Annotated in this window: 15 protein-coding genes and 1 pseudogene; 8 read left to right on the forward strand and 8 right to left on the reverse strand. The window is 68.0% G+C overall.

The window, feature by feature from the left end:
* The 3 genes from BIV24_RS01800 to BIV24_RS01810 form a co-directional block, all read right to left on the reverse strand.
* Nucleotides 1-1053, reverse strand: a 1053-nt coding sequence (locus BIV24_RS01800; protein WP_071364326.1) for an RNA-guided endonuclease InsQ/TnpB family protein, incomplete at its 3' end; no start/stop codon positions are given.
* A 551-nt stretch (nt 1054-1604) separates the two neighbouring features.
* Nucleotides 1605-2216 (reverse strand): sigma-70 family RNA polymerase sigma factor, encoded by a 612-nt coding sequence (locus BIV24_RS01805; protein ID WP_071364327.1) that lies wholly within the window; start codon nt 2214-2216, stop codon nt 1605-1607.
* 324 nt (nt 2217-2540) lie between these two features.
* On the reverse strand, nt 2541-3218 hold the full coding sequence (locus BIV24_RS01810; protein WP_071364328.1) for a hypothetical protein: 678 nt from the start codon (nt 3216-3218) through the stop codon (nt 2541-2543).
* A gap of 123 nt (nt 3219-3341) precedes the next feature.
* Here BIV24_RS01810 and BIV24_RS34120 point away from each other — a divergent pair, with 123 nt between their 5' ends.
* Entirely contained in the window at nt 3342-3488 is a 147-nt protein-coding gene (locus tag BIV24_RS34120) for a hypothetical protein (RefSeq protein WP_177198602.1), read from the forward strand.
* A 96-nt stretch (nt 3489-3584) separates the two neighbouring features.
* On the opposite strand, the gene BIV24_RS01820 is transcribed toward BIV24_RS34120, so the two are convergent.
* Complete coding sequence (locus BIV24_RS01820; RefSeq protein ID WP_071364330.1) at nt 3585-4187, reverse strand: hypothetical protein; 603 nt, start codon at nt 4185-4187, stop codon at nt 3585-3587.
* Nucleotides 4188-4287: 100 nt separating this feature from the next.
* Between BIV24_RS01820 and BIV24_RS01825 the strand changes: the two genes are divergently transcribed.
* Nucleotides 4288-5433, forward strand: a complete 1146-nt coding sequence (locus BIV24_RS01825) for a hypothetical protein (protein WP_071364331.1) — start codon at nt 4288-4290, stop codon at nt 5431-5433.
* A gap of 97 nt (nt 5434-5530) precedes the next feature.
* On the opposite strand, the gene BIV24_RS01830 is transcribed toward BIV24_RS01825, so the two are convergent.
* Nucleotides 5531-7642: an MMPL family transporter gene (locus BIV24_RS01830; protein ID WP_071364332.1), complete on the reverse strand. Its 2112-nt coding sequence runs from the start codon at nt 7640-7642 to the stop codon at nt 5531-5533.
* A gap of 14 nt (nt 7643-7656) precedes the next feature.
* A complete protein-coding gene (gene sigJ, locus BIV24_RS01835) occupies nt 7657-8571 on the reverse strand; it encodes an RNA polymerase sigma factor SigJ (RefSeq protein WP_071364333.1) in 915 nt (304 codons plus the stop codon).
* A 497-nt stretch (nt 8572-9068) separates the two neighbouring features.
* On the opposite strand from sigJ, the gene ctaD reads away from it, so the two are divergent.
* The gene (gene ctaD, locus BIV24_RS01840; protein ID WP_071364334.1) at nt 9069-10784 is read left to right on the forward strand and encodes an aa3-type cytochrome oxidase subunit I; all 1716 of its coding nucleotides are present in this window, start codon (nt 9069-9071) and stop codon (nt 10782-10784) included.
* Entirely contained in the window at nt 10781-11173 is a 393-nt protein-coding gene (gene ctaF, locus BIV24_RS01845) for an aa3-type cytochrome oxidase subunit IV (RefSeq protein ID WP_071364335.1), read from the forward strand. Before ctaD ends, ctaF begins: the two co-directional genes overlap by 4 nt.
* A gap of 172 nt (nt 11174-11345) precedes the next feature.
* Here ctaF and qcrB read toward each other — a convergent pair whose 3' ends face one another.
* A complete protein-coding gene (qcrB, locus tag BIV24_RS01850; protein ID WP_071364336.1) occupies nt 11346-12986 on the reverse strand; it encodes a cytochrome bc1 complex cytochrome b subunit in 1641 nt (546 codons plus the stop codon).
* Nucleotides 12987-13221: 235 nt separating this feature from the next.
* Between qcrB and BIV24_RS01855 the strand changes: the two genes are divergently transcribed.
* Nucleotides 13222-13782, forward strand: coding sequence for a hemerythrin domain-containing protein (locus BIV24_RS01855; protein WP_071364337.1), 561 nt, complete (start codon nt 13222-13224; stop codon nt 13780-13782).
* 304 nt (nt 13783-14086) lie between these two features.
* Here the strand turns inward: BIV24_RS01855 and BIV24_RS01860 are convergent.
* Nucleotides 14087-14257: pseudogene (locus BIV24_RS01860) on the reverse strand (carboxymuconolactone decarboxylase family protein); the annotation flags it as partial.
* Between the two features lie 46 nt (nt 14258-14303).
* Between BIV24_RS01860 and pdxR the strand changes: the two are divergent.
* The 3 genes from pdxR (at nt 14304) to infA (ending at nt 17403) form a co-directional block, all read left to right on the forward strand.
* Complete coding sequence (gene pdxR / locus BIV24_RS01865; RefSeq protein ID WP_107459159.1) at nt 14304-15743, forward strand: MocR-like pyridoxine biosynthesis transcription factor PdxR; 1440 nt, start codon at nt 14304-14306, stop codon at nt 15741-15743.
* A 426-nt stretch (nt 15744-16169) separates the two neighbouring features.
* Nucleotides 16170-16967: a GNAT family N-acetyltransferase gene (locus BIV24_RS01870; RefSeq protein ID WP_071364338.1), complete on the forward strand. Its 798-nt coding sequence runs from the start codon at nt 16170-16172 to the stop codon at nt 16965-16967.
* Nucleotides 16968-17178: 211 nt separating this feature from the next.
* A complete protein-coding gene (infA, locus tag BIV24_RS01875) occupies nt 17179-17403 on the forward strand; it encodes a translation initiation factor IF-1 (RefSeq protein WP_071364339.1) in 225 nt (74 codons plus the stop codon).
* Nucleotides 17404-17540 lie beyond the last annotated feature (137 nt).

A 17540-nucleotide genomic window follows, 5' to 3' on the forward strand; every position in this document is an offset into this window, starting at 1 on the left:
GCGCTCTCCCAGCGGCAGTGCGTGCTTGGCTCTCGCTCCGCACTGCGCGCAGTCCATCGTGGTGTGCGCGGGGTGTACCAGGTGCACGGTGCGTCCGTGCTTGCGGCCCATCTCGATCAGGGCCTGCTTGGTGGCGCCGATGGCGGCGTCGGCGGCCTTGCGCGCCATCGAGGTCCTGGCGAGGAACTTCGGCTTGAAGTCCTCCACGGCCAGGGCGTCGTGGTCGGTCACGACGGACTTGGCCCACTTGCGGCCGGTGTCCTGGCGTCGGCGTGCGACCTTCTTGTGCAGTTTGGCGCGCAGTCGTTTCGCTTCGCGGTAGCCCTTCGAGGCAGCCTGCCCCTTCTTCGGCTTGCGGCGGGCCATCATCCGGTCGTACCGGGTCAGCTTCTGCCTGGCCTTCCCGCCGTGCCCGGCGTGCGGAAGGTCGTGGGTGTCGGAGGTGGTGGTGGCAGTGTCCTTCACGCCCCAGTCGATACCGATCACCGCGCCGGTCTGTGGCAGCGGCTGAATCTCGGCGGGAACGACGAAGCTGGCGTACCAGTGGCCGACAGCGTCCCTGTACACGCGTACCGACGACGGGTCTGCAGGCAGCTTTCGCGACCACACCACGGTCAGGGCGATCCCGCCCGCCAGGTGCAGACGGCCGTCCTTCAGACTAAAGCCGCGCCGGGTGTAGTTGAGGGTGGGCCTCGCCTCGCGCTTCTTCTTGTGGCGAGGCATCCCGGCCCGGCGCGCCATGGGCAGCCGGTCTTCGATGTCCTTGTGCGCCTTGGCGCGGGACTTGCCGAAGTCGCGAATGATCTGCTGCTGCGGAACCGAGCTGCCCTCGCGCAGCCACGGGATCGCCTTGCGCGCCTGGGTCAGCATCCTGTCGAGCTGCGCCGGCCCGCACGTCCGCCTGCCCCCGGTGGCCTTGTTGTGCAGGTGCACGGCCCTGGACTTGGACACGCACTCGTTCCACACCCAGCGGCACCGGTCCCACTCCGCCATCAGGACCCCGCGGGCAGCGGACGACACACGCAGCCGGAACGTGTACCGGGCATGCCCCACCCGTCGGCCCCCGCCACTGCCACTGCCACTGCCACTGCCACTGCCACTGCCACTGCCACCACAACATCACCCCCGCGCTCATTCCGGTCACCCACCCCTGACCGGACGACCGTACGTGCGAGATCCGCACGCCCGCGCCCCCTCCCACCACCATCACCCCCATCAACGAACCCAGGCACACGCGTTCGTCTTCACCCGGCTCCGCCGGGCAGGCCACAGCGGCGCTCCGCGCCCGGAAAGCAGGACACGGCGACGCTCCGCGTCGCTGTCACAAGATGCGATGCCCCCCCGGCGTGAACGCCGGGGCCTCCTCGCAAGAAACAGGTGAAGCCGACGTACTGGAGGAGGTCCGATGACGGCAGTCGTTGCCAGTGCGGTGACCGCAGCGGTGCTGGTGTGCAGTTGCATGGTGGTCCTGCGACTGCGCAGGAGGCAGAGTCGGCGTGGTTAGCGTGACAGCCGGCCCCGAACGCGAGGACAAGCACACGAGTGGTGAGGAGGGTGCCGGTGCCGGGGTTGTCCGGTCGGCACCGGCACCCTCCCCGGATCCCTCAGGCAGCCAGGACCGTGGTTCTCTCCGCCTTGTCCAGCAGGTCCATCAGGGTCGCGCGAGCTCGGGCCACGCGGGAGCGTACCGTGCCGATCGGGCAGTCGCTGACCTCGGCCGCCTCCGCATAGGGCAGGCCGAGCATCTGCGTGAGGATGAACGCCTCCCGCCGGTCATCGGGCAGCGAAGCCAGCAGATCCAGCAGGGCGACGCCGTCGTCGAAGCCGGGCAGGTCGCACGGCTGGGCCAGCTCGACGGCCAGCTGCCAGTCCGGTACGTCCGACAGACGCGGCCGGGCGGCGGAGTACCGGTGGCTGTCGATCACCGCACGGCGGGCGATGGACAGCAGCCAGGCCCTGGCCGAGGAACGCCCCTCGAACCGGTGCAGGCTGCCGAGCGCCCGCAGGAACGTGTCCTGTGCCAGATCGTCCACGGCCTGGGGGTCGCCGCAGAGATGGGCGACATAGCGCTGGACGTCCCGGTGCAGGGCGCCCACGAACTGCTCGACCGCGTCCGCGTCACCGCCTCGGGCGGCGAGCGCCCAAGCGGTGATCGATTCGTCGAGTGCTGCCGTGTCGCTCTTGGCGCGCGACGCGGGCAGGTCAGAGGTAATCACCTGGTGTCCTTCTCGGGTCAACCGTGATCCGGACCACTGGCCCGCAAGAGCGCGCGGTCCGGTGAGGTGGGGAGACGGCCCTTCGTCGCTGTGACGCCAGAGCCCCGGCAGGGACGTTCGCCCTTCAAGAAGCAGCGTCGTGGGGGCACCACCCGCGCTGGGGTCCCCGGCCCGGGCGATACCGAGCGTGGGGAGCAGCCGAGCGTGGGAGAGGTGCACCGGGCGCCGCTACGCAGCGAACGTTGCCTGTTGAGGCACTCGGCGGTGCGGTCGTACGGCCGTGGCCCGAGGCGCAGACGAGCAGCCTCGGGAAACCAGCTGTCTTCAGACGACAGCCGTTCCCACGGGCGGACCCCGAGAAGTGATCGTGTGGACGAGAAGCAGGAGACGCGGCGCACGGTCCGAGCGGCGGCGCCGGATGTGGACCCGCGGGCGGTCCGGGGTGATGGGCAGAGCGAGCAGCAACCGCAGCGGCGCCGCCAGCCATCCGGCCACCGCCCGCAGGATCCGGAAGGCGGCCTGCTCGCCGTACGCCAGCCACAGGCCGCACAGCAGCGCGGCAAGAAGGTGGGCGGCGAGCATGCCGAACGACGAAGAGCCGCCGTCCATGGAGTAACCCATGTCGTCCATATGACTATGGCTCATGTGGCTCATACCCATGTGCCCCATGTCCATGGAGCCCCTCTGCATCGAGCCCATGTCCATGTGGTTGATGCTGCTCATGCCCATGGAGGCCGAACCGCCGGACGCCGACTGGGCGTATGAGAACGCCTCGTGCAGCACCGTCTGGGCAGCGACCACGACCGTCACGATCAAGGGCAGTCCGCGCTCGCGCCCCGCCAGACACCAGCCCGCGGCACCGGTCACGGCCACGCCTGCGGCCAACGCCCACACGGGCACGTCGTTCCCGGACATCAGGACGTGGCCCAGGGCGGCGAGCAGCACGCATACGGCCGCGAACACCGCGGCCCGTATCGTGCGAGCACACCACCCTGCTGTCATGGCGCCTCATCCTCGCATTCCCGACTTCCGTGGTCATGCGCGGGTACGGAGAACCACGCTCGAGGGGCCCCCACGATCACGTCCACGCCGTGCCACGACATGGACAGCTCACCGTCGGCAGGGATGGTGCCGAATTCACACCGGGCGTACGTGGTGTTGGCCCGGGCCGGCGAGTGCTTCGACCCCCGCTCGACCGCGCTGGAGGAGGACTGCCTGGACTCTTCCATCGGCCGCGTCTCCACATCACGTCGTACGGCACAGGTCGAATGAGCCGTACAGCTTCAGGAGTCGGGGCGAGTGGTGGCCGGGTTCCGGAGCAACGATATGGCGAGCGTCACAGTGCGGTCCGGGCGAGCCTCGATGACCTCATGTGAGATGCCTGGACGAGCCGCCGCCCGCTGAGCCGATCCATCCGGTTCGGGCAGGTATGAGGGGCGCGGGCCCGAACCGGGGTTGACCGGCGGCAGCAGACGCGGCGGTGGTGGGCCCACCCGAACCTACGGGGTTGACGGCCCGGACGAAGGCTGTGTCGGTCGCCCTGTCCAGGTAGCACTGGCCGCCGTCGAACCTGCTCAGTACCTCTTCGTCGAAGGCGTCGCTGTGCTCCCACTTCGCGCCTGCCGGCAGGACGTCGGACAGCCCCTTCTCGAACCAGGAGAGGTTGCCGACGCCCGTATCCACCACGTCGAAGCCCCCGTCGGCGACCAACGCGGCCACCTTGGCCGGCTTCAGCCGAAGGACGGCTGTGACAGCGAAGTCGGACGAGGGGAGCAAGGAGCGCCCATCAGCCTCGCCGTCACGACTCGTCGCCCAGTGCACCTCCATCAGCGGGCCCAGTGCCGGGAAGTACTTCGCCACCGCTTCCTTGTCGGTGTGGTTCTTCCGGCGGCTCGTATCGGCTGCCGTCCAGAAGCCCACGCCGCCGAGCACTGCGCCCACGCCCAGCACAAGCACGATCCGCCGCTTCATCCGGACATCCTCCCCAGTGCCCCGCAACCGCTCAGTGATCGTCCCGCCGTACGCTGCACACACTAGTGCGGAAGTGGCGTACGGGTGAGCGGAGGAACGGGTGGGGAACTGGGCGGGGCGGCACCGTGGGTGGCTGTGGGGTGCGGCCTGTGCGTTGGCCGTGCTGGTCATAGCCGGGTTCTCGGTCCGGGCGCCGGTGAAGGACTGGTGGCTGGCGCGTGAGGCGTGCGGGGGCAAGCTGCCCCGCGGCGATCTGAAGACGGTACGGGCCACGGACACGCGGCTCGGGTCGCAGCGTGAGTCCTTCGACAAGGTCCTTGGCCAGTACCACTGCGTGCTGAAGACCGACAAGGACAAGGTCGTGGTCGCCGTCGACGCCTATCTGGGCGGCCCGGACCGGGACGAGAAGATGTCGTACATCGGCAGTTCCTATCCTCCGCACGCCGTGCTGCCGGGCGGGCTGCCCGGCTTCGAGGACGAGAACAGCCTGGTCTACCTCATGCCCGAGTGCCCGCGCGGCGGCAAGGGACCTTCCGAGGAACACCGCAGACTGCTGGTGGGCACCTGGACGTACTTCGCGGAGAGCCGCGAGCAGAAGGCGGCCATGCTGCGGCTCGCGGTGCGCATGACGAACGAGGTGACCAAGAAGCTCGGCTGCGGTGGCGAGCCACTGCCCGCGCCGAAGGACGGGGCAGTACCGGACACAGGCACGTATGTGCCCCGCGCGGAAGCGAAGGGCACCGCCTGCGGCGCTCTCGCCACCACCCGCGTCCCGGCGGAGGGGCGGGATGGGGAGGTCCGCATCGCCATCGCCGACGGCGGGGTCGTCGGACGGTGCACCTTGTTCACGCCGAACGAGGTCGGCGACGACGCGTACCAAACGGGTGTGAGAGCGGGCGCACAGCTTGTCGAACTCACCAGTTGGCGTGGGAACTGGGGCACGTCCATGCGCGAGATGAGCTCAGGACCCGACCCGTTGCCGATGGGAGAAGGCGCCGCCTGGCGGCCCGCGCTGACCGAGAACAGGGCGTGGGCCGTCGCCAAGTGCGACGGCGAGAATGCCGGCTTCGCCGCGCACTGGGGCGACGACTACCCCTACCGGGCAGCAGGCGAGAAGTCCGCGCCTCCGACGGCGGCCGAGCGGTATGAGCGGCGCGTGTTGTTGCGTGAGTACGTAGCCGCGCTCGCGAAGGACCAAGTGCGGCGCGGGAACTGCACGGGGCTGCAACTGCCGACAAACCCGTGAGGCGCCGCCCAGCCACACCGTACGCACATGGCTCGCCGTCCTCGAAAGCGGACCGCCGGGCCTTCCGACCGGCGTCAAAAGGCCCGTGGCGGAAGGTTCACATGCCCCTGAGAGCGGGTTCGAGACCGGGCTCGGCCACCGGCGGCGGGGAATCGTCGTGCCGCCTGAACAATGTGCTGGGCCACCACATCCATCGCCCCACGTCCAGGGTCAGCGCGGTGACCAGCACGGAGCGGACGATCATAGTGTCCAGCAGTACGCCGAACGCCACCGCGAACCCGAGCTCGGCCGCGAAGACCAGCGGCAGCGAGGCCATCGCCGCGAAGGTACCGGCCAGCACCAGACCCGCTGAGGTGATCACGCCCCCGGTGGTGGACAGCCCTGTCAGCGCGCCGCGCCGGGTGCCGTACAGCAGTGCCACTTCGCGCACCCGGGTGACCAGGAAGATGTTGTAGTCGATGCCCAGGGCGACCAGGAACACGAACGTCAGGAGCGGGAAGGAGGCGTCCGCCCCGGCGAAGTGGAACACGTGGTTGAACATCAGGCTGCTCACGCCGAGAGCCGCTCCGAACGACAGCACCACCGTCGCCATGAGCAGCAGCGGGGCGACAATCGCCCGCAGCAGCAGCGCGAGGATGAGGAACACGACGGCCAGCACGAAGGGGATGATCACCTTGGAGTCGCGGGTGGCCGCATCCTGCGTGTCGACGTTGATCGCCGTGTTGCCGCCGACTTGGGCATCCGCACCCTCGATCTCGTGGACCGCGGTTCTGGCCTGCGCGACGGTGTGCATCGCGGCCGTGCTGCTGGGATCGTCCTTGAGCTCCCCGAGCATGATGGCTTCGCCGTCCTTGATCACCGGCGTCGAAACGTCGGCGACTCCCGGGACGCCGGACAGCGCGGTCTTCACCCGCTCCGCCGAGGCGGCCTTGGTCACGACGTAGAGGGGGTCACCCGCCCCGGCGGGGAAGTGCTGGGACTGGATCTCCTCGCCGACGGCCATCTGCGGCTTGTCGGTGAACTGGTCCTTGTTGGAGAGCCCGTCGGCCTTGAGCCCGAACACCCCGATCGCCATGGCCCCGAGAGCGAGCGCGGTGACGATCCACACGGTCCGCGGACCGCCGGAGACGGCGGTGCCGACCCGGGTCCAGAAGTCCTCCTTGGTCGCCCCGGCCGATCCGTACGACGGCTTCGCCGGCCAGAAGATCCAGCGGTCGCAGATGACCAGCAAGGCCGGCATCAGGGTGACCATGGCGAGCAGCCCGACGAGGATGCCGATGGCACAGGCCGGCCCGAGCCCCTTGGTGGAGTTGAGGGTGGCCAGCGTCAGCAGCATCAGGCTGACCGCGACGGTCGCGGCGCTGGCGATGATCGCGGGACCGGAGCGGTGCAGGGCCTCCGCCATCGCTTCGTGCCGGTCCTCATGCCGCCGCAACTCCTCTCGATACCGCGAGATGAGCAGGAGGGCGTAGTCGGTGGCAGCACCGAACACGAGCACGGTGAGGATGAAGCTTGTCTGCTTGTTGACGGTGAGTCCGGCGTTCTTCGCCAGCAGGTAGATCACCGCTTCCGACGTGACCAGGGCGACGCCCGCGGTCAGCAGTGGCAGCAGTGGCAACAACGGGCTGCGATAGGTGAACAGCAGGATCACGACGACCACCACCGCGGTGATCGTCGTCAGGCCGCCTCCTCCGCTGAAGGCCTTGATCGAGTCGGACGCGTAACCAGCCGGTCCGGTGACATGGAGCCCGAGACCATGGGCGTTCTCTTCGCCGACCTTGCGCATCGCGTCGACGACCTTGCCGATCCCCTCCCAGCCCGTCTTGTCCTTGTGAACCTGGACCAGGGTCTGGATGGCCTTGCCGTCCTGGGCCTTCAACGGGCCCTGCGGCTGCCCCACGACGTTGGTGATGCCCTTGAAGGCTTCGGCGTCGGCTCGAGCCTTGGCCATGTCGGCAGGGGTGATGCCGTCGGGCCGGTCGTAGACGACTATCGCGGGCAGAGTGTCGGCGGGCTGGAACTTCTCGGCTCGGTCGACGACCGTGGTCGACTCCGCGTTACCGGGCAACCAGGCCGAATTGTCGTTCTCTTCAACGTCGCCGAGCTTGCCGGCCAGCATGAGGGCCGGAATCAGCAGGGCCACCCAGAGGGCGAGGATGACCCACTTCGCGACCCTGCCACTGGGCAAGGACGCCACTTTTCGCACCATGTGGATTCCTGAGTTCAGTCGACGTGAGAGAGCTTGTCGGGATTGGAGACGGCATAGATCCCGCACACCTGGTCGCCGTCCGGAGTGAGGTCCAGGACGATGACGGCGAAGGGGGTGTCACCGGCGAGCAGCAGCGCTGACGGGTCGCCGTTGACGCTGCGGTAGGCGATGTCCAGGCCCGTGCCGGAGCGGGGGCCGAGAGCGGCGAGCAGGTGGGCGACCTTGTCCCGCCCGTGGAGCGGCCGCAGGCCCCCCGCTCCCCGACCCGCCCGGCCCTTGCCTCCCCCGTCCCCCCAGAGGGTCACCTCCGGCGCCAGAATCTCCAGGAGGGCGTCCAGGTCACCGCCGAGTGCGGCGGCCAGGAACCGTTCGGTCACCTTCTGCCGTACGTGCGGGTCGGGCTCGTAGCGGGGGCGTCGGGCGTGGACGTGCTCGCGGGCGCGATGGGCGAGTTGACGGATCGCCGAGGGGCTGCGGCCGAGGATTTCCGCGATCTCGGTGTGGGCGTAGCCGAACACCTCGTGCAGGACGAACACCCCGCGTTCCAGCGGAGTGAGAGTTTCCAGGATCACCAGCAGCGCCATCGACACCGACTCGGCGCGCACCGCCGCATCGGCCGCATCGTCGGCGACGGAAGTATCGACGAGGGGGCTGACGAGCGGTTCAGGCAGCCATGGCCCTACGTAGGTTTCACGCCGGCGACTGATGGTGGACTTGTGGGCAAGGGCCCCGTTCACCGCGATCCGCACCAGATAGGCACGCGGGTTGCCGATCCGCTCTGCGCTCGCCGCCTGGTTTCTGCTCGCCCACGACAGCCATGTCTCCTGCAACACGTCCTCGGTGTCGGCGACGCTGCCGAGCATGTTGTAGACGATCGAGAACAGCAGCTCACGGTGGTCGTTGAACACCTGTGTCGCGGTGTTCGCCACCGGATCCGACGCTGCCTCCCCCGGGCTGCCTTCGGAACAGGCTGTCTGTGTGTCTGGCGGGGGGTAGTGCATAGGTGGGCCTCCCGTCGCGAATGCATTCTGAACTGAGAGCGATCCCGGGCACAGGAGTGTGACGTCAACTCCCGAAATGTGATCCACATCTCAGCCAGGGCCTGCGATGTGACTGGGTGTGGCAAGACCGGCCGGCAGCTGCGTGCCCGCGCGGCCTCACGGCCCTGGTCGGACAGTGCCGGGTTGACGCGTCAGGCCCGGTGGGATCGGGCTGCTCGAGCCCGTTACAGCGACGCCAGGCCGCCCGGCCGCTCCAGACCTTCCGCTCGCCCTTACGGGGGCACGACCGGGCAGGCGACCAGCGCTGGTGAGTGACAAGAGAAACGGTGACCGATCTACTGCCGTTGAGCACCGGCCCACGCGGGCAGTTCCGCTCGCGTTCGCACCGGATGCCGCCTCGTGAGTCCAGCACATGGAGAGCACTCATGTCGCAGACACCCCCAGGACTCGACGAGTCCCTGGCCGCCGCCCGTGATCCTCACGTCCCCACAGGGGAGCGGATCCGGGACTATTTGACGACCACCGACCACAAGAAGATCGGCCGCCTGTATCTGGTCACCTCGTTCGGCTTCTTCCTGTTCGCCGGAGTGCTGGCCATGCTCATGCGTGCCGAGCTCGCCCGCCCGGGACTGCAGATCGTCACCGCGAAGCAGTACAACGAGCTGTTCACGATCCATGGCACGATCATGATGCTGCTGTTCGCGACCCCCACGTTCGCCGGGTTCGCAAACGCCGTCATGCCCCTGCAGATCGGCGCGCCCGATGTCGCCTTCCCCCGCCTGAACGCACTGTCGTACTGGCTGTTCCTCTTCGGCGGACTGATCGTTGTCTCCGGCTTCTTCGTCGAGCAGGGCCCCGCGCCGTTCGGGTGGTTCGCCTACGCACCGCTGAACAACGCGGTGCACTCCCCCGGCCACGGCGGTGACCTGTGGGCCATGGGGCTCGCGGTAGCAGGTGTCAGCACCACGCTCGGCGCCGTCAACTTCATCGCCACGATCCTGTGCTTGCGGCTTCCGGGGATGACCATGTTCCGGATGCCGATGTTCACCTGGAACATCCTGTTCACATCGGTCCTCGTGCTGCTGTCCTTCCCCGTGTTCACGGCGCTCCTGCTGGCGCTGGTGGCCGACCGGGCCTACGGTGCTCACATCTTCGACTCCGCCAGCGGCGGGGCCCTGCTGTGGCAGCACCTGTTCTGGTTCTTCGGCCACCCGGAGGTCTACATCGTGGCGCTGCCGTTCTTCGGCGTCGTCACGGAGATCATCCCGGTGTTCAGCAGAAGGCCGGTCTTCGGGTACCTCGGCATGGTGGGTGCGACGATCTCGATCACGATGCTGTCGGCCGTCGTCTGGGCCCACCACATGTTCGCCACGGGCGCGGTGCTCTTGCCGTTCTTCTCGCTGATGTCGTTCCTGATCGCCGTCCCCACGGGCGTGAAGTTCTTCAACTGGATCGGCACCATGTGGCACGGAAGCGTCTCGTTCGAGACACCGATGCTGTGGTCGGCCGGCTTCCTGGTGACCTTCCTCCTGGGCGGGCTCAGCGGCGTGATCATCGCCTCCCCCGCCCTGGACTTCCATCTGACCGACACCTACTTCATCGTCGCCCACCTGCACTACGTGCTCTTCGGGACGATCGTCTTCGCCATGTTCGGCGGCTTCTACTTCTGGTGGCCCAAGATGACGGGCAAGCTGCTCGACGAACGCCTGGGAAAGATTCACTTCTGGACGCTGTTCGTCGGCTTCCAGACGACCTTCCTCGTCCAGCACTGGCTGGGCGAGATGGGCATGCCCCGCCGTTACGCGGACTATCTGCCCGCCGACGGATTCACCACGCTGAACACCGTCTCGTCGATCGGCGCCTTCCTGCTCGGCATGTCCACCCTGCCGTTCCTCTACAACGTGTGGAAGACCACGCGGTACGCCCCCAAGGTCGACGTGGACGATCCCTGGGGTTGGGGCCGTTCCCTCGAGTGGGCGACCTCGTGTCCCCCGCCCCGGCACAACTTCACCGCGCTGCCGCGCGTTCGGTCCGACTCCCCCGCGTTCGATCTGCATCATCCGGAGGTGCTGCGGTTGCCCCCTGCGGCTCACGAAACGACGGAGCCGACCCCCGACATGTTGGGAGAGCGGAGCGAATGAAGTCCGAGGCCTTTCTCTTCGCCGGCGTGGCTCTGTTCTTCCTCCTCACCGACGCCGCCTACATCTGGTTCGCGCGCGAACCCGCCGGCATCGCCGCGCTGAGCGTCTCCTTCGGCATGGCGTCCGTGATCTCGTTCTTCTGTCTGATCAATTACCGGCGCAGGGGTCAGCGCCCCGAAGACCGCCCAGGCTCCGACATCCGTGAGCGCAGCGGCACCATCGACTTCTTCCCCCCGCACAGCGGCTACCCGGTCCTGACCGCACTCGGCGCCGCGGTGATCGCCGTCGGCATCGTCTACGGCGTGTGGATCATCCTCATCGGGTTCGGTCTCCTGTGGCCGGGCGTCTTCGGCATGGTCTTCCAGTTCGGAGACCGGGAGAGCACCTGAGGAAGACCGGACTCCCACCTGCCTTGCCCTGTCCTTGGCCACTCCGTCGACGGTCGGTGCATCTGCGCTCACGACGCGACTGATGCATCTCACAGCACACGGTCGCAGAAGCTGGGCTCATTCTGTCGCTCCTGCTTGCACCACCCTGCTGTCCCCCCGCGAGGGGGGACCGTCACCTTTCCGTGTCGACTCCGCCTGACACCGGATCGGCTGTGCGCCCCGTGATCTGGAGGCGTTCCTCCGCTGTGGTGGGCAGTTCGACCCGGTCGCGGTAGTACCAGGAGCTCAGCGATGCTCTGAGGCGGCGGCGCAGCGGTGCCTGAGGTCCGGGGTGCTTCATCGGCCGGGGGATCTCCCTGGCGAGCAGGCGATAGCGCCGCTCCCGGTCGAGACCGACATGACGCTCTCCCATGCCTCCCGCGAGGTCCTGACGTACCACACCCGTCTCCTCACCGTGTCGGTACAACTGCCGCTCGTGCAGTTGCAGCGCGAGACAGACACGCCTGGTGAGGAGGTAAGCCATGATCGGGCCGACGATGACGGCCACTCTGAAGACCCAGGTGAGAACGTTGACCGAGACGTCGAACAGATAGGCGATCACGTCATTGCCGCCCGCCAAGAGCAGCACTGCGTAGAAGACGATGCCCGCCACGCCCAGCCCGGTCCGCACCGGCCGGTCGCGCGGGCGGTCGCACAGGTGATGCTCCACCAGATCCCCGGTCAGCCATCGCTCGAAGAAGGGATACAGGTACAGCCCCATGAACAGCAGCGCGGGCAGCACGACCGCGGGCAGCAGGACGTTCCACATGAAGGTGTGGCCGGCGACGTTCGTCTCCAGGGGCGGCATCAGCCGCAAGGCCCCTTCCAGGAAGCCGACGTACCAGTCCGGCTGGGCGCCGGTCGAAACCTGATCGGGGACGTACGGGCCGTAGTTCCACACCGGATTGATCTGTGCGACCCCACCCAGCAGCGCGGTGGAGCCGAAGACCATCAGGGACAACCCCACCGACCTGGCAGCGAACGAGGGGACCATCGTATGCCCCACCACGTTCCGGTTCGTCCTCCCCGGTGCCGCCCACTGCGTGTGCTTGAGATAGACCACCAAGATCAGATGCACGGCGATCAGGCCGATCATCAGCCCGGGCACGAACAGGACGTGCACGATGTAGAGCCGCTGATTGAGCACCGTGCCGGGGTAGGAGCCGCCCCACAGGAAGAAAGCCAGGTAGGTCCCGACGACCGGGATCGACATCACGATGGTGTTGGCGGTGCGCAGCCCCGTCCCGGACAGCAGGTCGCCCGGGAGGGAGTAACCGCCGAACCCCTCCAGGAGGGCGAGCAGGAACAGGGTCAGGCCGATGACCCAGTTGAGCTCTCGCGGCCGGCGGAACGCGCCGGTGAAGAAGATCCTCAGCATGTGGACGCCGATGGCGGCTACGAAGACGAGGGCGGCCCAGTGGTGCATCTGGCGGATCAGCAGCCCACCCCGCACATCGAAGCTCACATGAAGCGTCGACTCGAAGGCTTTCGTGACCAGCAGGCCCCGCAGCGGCTCGTACGACCCGTGGTAGGTCACTTCGGCCAGGCTCGGATCGAAGAAGAGCGTCAGGTAGCTGCCGGTGAGGACCAGGATGACGAAGCCGTAGAGAGCGATCTCTCCGAGCAGGAACGACCAGTGGTCGGGAAAGGCCTTGCGCAACAGCTGTCCGGCCAGTTCGGAGACAGGTGCGCGCCGGTCCGCCACAACGTACGCCTGGAACGCCGCCTGCCGGGCTTTCGCCTCCAGCCTCGCCTTGCGTCGCCGCGTCAGCACGCCGCACCACACTCCTCTACGACCTTCCCTGTACTGCGCCGCGCAGCTCGGTCGGCCGCGCGGAAGGCCGGGAGTTACTCGAGTGCCGCGTGATTCAATCTTGATCGTGAACCCAAGGTGCACGGCGCAGGCGTGCCGAAGGGCCCACGGTTTTGAGCAGCGACCGGGTACCCACGCTCTGACACACTGCCGAAGCACGACGCCGAACGGGGCAACGCACCACCAAGGAGCGGGAGTGGGCAGTCGAAGCGACATCATCGAAGTACTGACAGCGGACCACCGAAGGATCCAGAGTCTCTTCGACCGTATCCGCTCCTCCAGGCCCGACAGCGACGAGCGGAAAGCCCTTGTCGAGCAGGTCGGCGTCACTCTGGTCCGCCACTCGGTGGCTGAGAAGAAGTACCTGCATCCAACGGTGCGCAGGTTCGTGGCGGACGGCGACACCTGGACGGAACACGAGCTCGCCGAACACCGGGAGTTCGAGGAGTTGCTGGATTCCCTGCAAGCCCAGGACTCCCACAGTGAGGAGTTCGGGCGCCTCCTGCTGGCTGTGGTCACCCGTATGACGCAGCACATCGTCGAGGAGGAGCAGCTCCTCTTCCCGCGCCTCCAAGCGATGTGCCCGGCCGATGTCCTGCAGGAGCTCGGAGAGAAGGTCCGCGGCGCGGAGGCGTCCGCACCCATCCGGCCCCGCCCGGGCGCACCCGAATCGGCCCCGCTGACGAAGGCCGCCTCAGGGGCAGGGGGCCCCTGGGGCCGCCTCCGCGTTCTCGTGACACGCCGCGGCCGTCAATGAGCCCAGCCGTCCTCGACCACGCGGCGGGCCGGACTCGGCGCGGGCGTTGTGCCGGCGGACGTGTGTTAGGGCCTGTTCTGAGTTCCCCGTCGTCCGCGCGGAGCGCGGGCGCAGCGGCGTTCGGTGCGTGCGATCGGCGTGCGGTGCGTGCGATCGGCGTGCGGTGTCGCAGGTCATGTGGCGGAGCCACCTGTCCTGCGGCGCCGTGCGGCATGGGGGTCCCCCCTGCTCGAGCGAAGCCGAGAGCTTGGGGGAGTGCGTGCCGGGCGTCGGGGCGCAGACGGGGAACTCAGAACAGGCCCTGGTCGATGCCGTACGCACAGCGGTTGATCTGCGAGGCGCGTATCTGCACCAGCTCCAGCAGAACCGGGTCGAGTCCCTCCCGGGTGGCGGAGTCGAGAGCCAGTACGGCCTTGAAGACCTTGGGGGCGACGGTGGAGAAGTTCATGCTCTGGGGCACCTGAGACGTTGTCATGTCATGACCGTAAGAGCGAGAACGACCCACGATAGGGTGTATTCCCATGGCAGAAGCGTGGGTCAATATTTCGGAGTCCCGGACCGCGGAAGCCGAACCGAAGCAGACCGCGGGAACCGATCTCCACCTGGAGCTCTCCGGCGAGGGAAGTCTCCGCGGCCGACTCATGCGCGCCCTGCGGGAGGCCATCCGTTCCGGTCGGCTCGTCCCCGGTACCCGGCTTCCCCCGTACCGCAGCCTTGCCCACGACCTGGGGATCGCCCGCAACACCGTCGCCGACGCCTACGCCGAACTGGTCGAGGAGGGCTGGCTTTCCGCCCGCCAGGGCTCCGGCACTCACGTCGCCGGACGCGCCGCGCCGCACCCGAACCAGGAACGCCGCCCGCAACGCCGGACCCGCCGCCGCGTCCTGCACGACCTGATGCCCAGCTCCCCCGACGCAGCCACCTTCCCACGAGCCACATGGCTCACCTCCGCCCGCAGGGCCGTCGCCGCGGCACCCAACGACGCCTTCGGCGTGGGCGATCCACGCGGCAGGCCGGAGCTTCGCGAGACACTCGCGGAGTACCTGGCACGCGCCAGGGGGCTGCGCACTGAGCCCGACCGGATCATGGTCTGCTCCGGCTTCGCCCACGGTCTACGGCTGTTGGGCAGCGTGCTGGAGGGCGCGGTCGCGGTCGAGTCATACGGACTGGACTTCCACCGCGGCATTCTTGAGGAGATCGGGCTGCACACCGTCCCGTTGGCGGTCGACTCGTACGGGGCCCGAATCGACGAATTGCCGGGCACCGACGCGAACGCCGTCCTGCTCACGCCCGCGCACCAGTTCCCCACCGGCGGCCCTCTCCACCCCGAACGCCGGGCGGCGGTCATCGATTGGGCCCGTTCCCGGGGCGGCTTGCTGGTGGAAGACGACTACGACGGCGAGTTCCGCTACGACCGGCAGCCGGTCGGCGCGGTGCAAGGCCTCGACCCCGACCGCGTCGTGTACATCGGCTCGACCAGCAAGAGCCTGTCGCCGGCTCTGCGGCTGGGCTGGATGGTGCTGCCGGGATGGCTCGTCGACGACGTCATTGCCGCCAAGGGACCCCGAGAGATGTGGTCGGGCGTCGTCGACCAGCTCACCCTGGCCGACTTCTTCGCCTGCGGCGCCTACGACCGCCATCTGCGCCGCATGCGGCAGCACTACCGCCGCCGCCGCGACCTGCTGGTGAGCACGCTCGCCGAGCGCGCCCCGCACATCAAGGTCAGCGGCATCTCGGCGGGGCTGCACGCCGTGCTCGAATTGCCGGAGAACACCGAGGACGCGGCATTGCAGGCGGCCCGGCGGCAGGGGCTGGCCCTCGAAGGACTGCGCCCCTACCGCCACCCCGACAGCACGATGCGACCGCGCGACGGCCTCGTCATCGGCTACGGCACACCGCCGGATCACGCCTTCGCAGCAGCCCTGGACGCGCTGTGCCTGGTGCTGCCCGACGCACCGTAGTTCCTCAGCGGGCTCCGAACCGACCGACTCGGCGGCCCGGTAGGCAGGCGCATGGCGCCGAACCCGAGCCGGGTCACCCGGCACTCGCCTCCGATGGAGAAATCGCGCGCTGCAATGCGGCTGTTCGTCGTACTGAAAGTCATCGGTGCCCCCTCATCGGCCCGACGACATCGTTACGCCAGGGCCGGATGAGAACAACGCTTCGGCGGAGACCCCCCTTGGGCCTTTCGTCAGGAGCGGGAAAAGGGGTTGAGCGGGATGACGCCCGGTTGGTAGCGTGCTGGAGAACGTGACAGACCACAAGGAGGTGAGACCCGTGAACGCTGTATTCACGTGGGTGCTCCCCCTTTTCGTCACGGTGGGCGGCTGACATAGGTGTCGCCGGGAGTGCCTCACCGACAAGGCACTCCTGAAAGGCAACAACCTATGAATTCTGTGCACTTCAGTTCGGGCACGGGCGAGCACGCGGTAGTGATCACGCGGGTCGCGGAGCAGCAATGGCACGCCGTGGAGAACGGCCAGGTGGTCGGCCGCGGCGACGCGTCGCGCAGGCCCGACGGACGGCTCTTCATCAGCATCGACTCGTGGCACGACACGGTTTTCGACCAACTCGCCACTGCGATGCTCGCGGACCTGCCGAGGCCGCTGTACACAGTGGTCGACGAGGCGGACCTCGACTTGACGTCCAGTTGGGAGCGAGCCGGCTTCGAGGCCCGACGCCGCGAGTGGGAGTACCTCGTGCCCACCGACCCGCGGGTCACGGGGCTCGACTCGGTACAACCGCCGTCGGGCGTGACGACAGTGCCCGCCGGTGAAGCGCAGGAGGTCCCTCTGCGTGCGTTGGACCGCGCGATTCGCGACGAAGTCGAGGCCGCGGTCGGATGGCAGGCGATGCCGGCCGAGGTGTTGCCCCGCCCGGACGGGACCACCCTGCTGGACCCGTCGAAGTATGCGGTAGCAGCACAGTCCGATCATTACGTAGGACTGGTCCGGGTGTCGCCGATTACCCGGCAGCCGCGGATCGGGCTGATCGCAGTACGGGCCGATCGGCACCGCCGCGGCGTCGCCCGGGCGTTGCTGGCGCACGCGCTGGGTTCCCTGCACCGCTCCGGGACCGCAACGGCATGGGCCGAAGTGAACGAATCCAACGCAGCGGCCGTGGCGCTGTTCGAGGGCGTCGGCGCCCAGCGTGTGAGCAGCAACCTGGAGTTGGTCCACCGCTGACGCTTCACCACATCACCACGACTGGACCGAACCCGAAGTACGCAGGGTACGGGCCGCTGCGGGTGAGCAAGCCTCCCCGCAGTCCACGGGACGGACGGGCGTAGCCGCCGTCCGCAACAAGCGCGTCCGCCCGGACACCGCGATGGCGGCGCGTCGTCGAAATTCGGTTCCTTACCGACCTCACAATCACCGAACGGAGAAGTGAGAGAACTTGGCAAGAACAGCACGGGGCATCGAAATCGAGGGCACCGTCGTCGAGTGCCTACGCAACGCCACCTTCAAGGTGGAACTCCAGAACGGGCACAAGGTGCTCGCACACATCAGCGGGAAGATCCGGAAGAACTACATCAAGATCTTGCCGTATGACCGTGTGCTCGTGGAACTCAGCCCGTATGACCTCACCCGCGGCCGGATCATCTTCCGATACAGGACGTGACAGTCGGCAGCACATTCCTTAGGTGGCAGACGCGGGCGGCTGCACGGCCGCCCGCCATCTCCAGCCGGGCAAGTCCGGCCTTCGAACCTCGATCCATCGAGACAGCGATCGTCAAAACGCGGGCGCAACAGCGCACT

The organism is Streptomyces colonosanans (assembly GCF_001866645.1).
Lineage (GTDB): Bacteria > Actinomycetota > Actinomycetes > Streptomycetales > Streptomycetaceae > Streptomyces > Streptomyces colonosanans.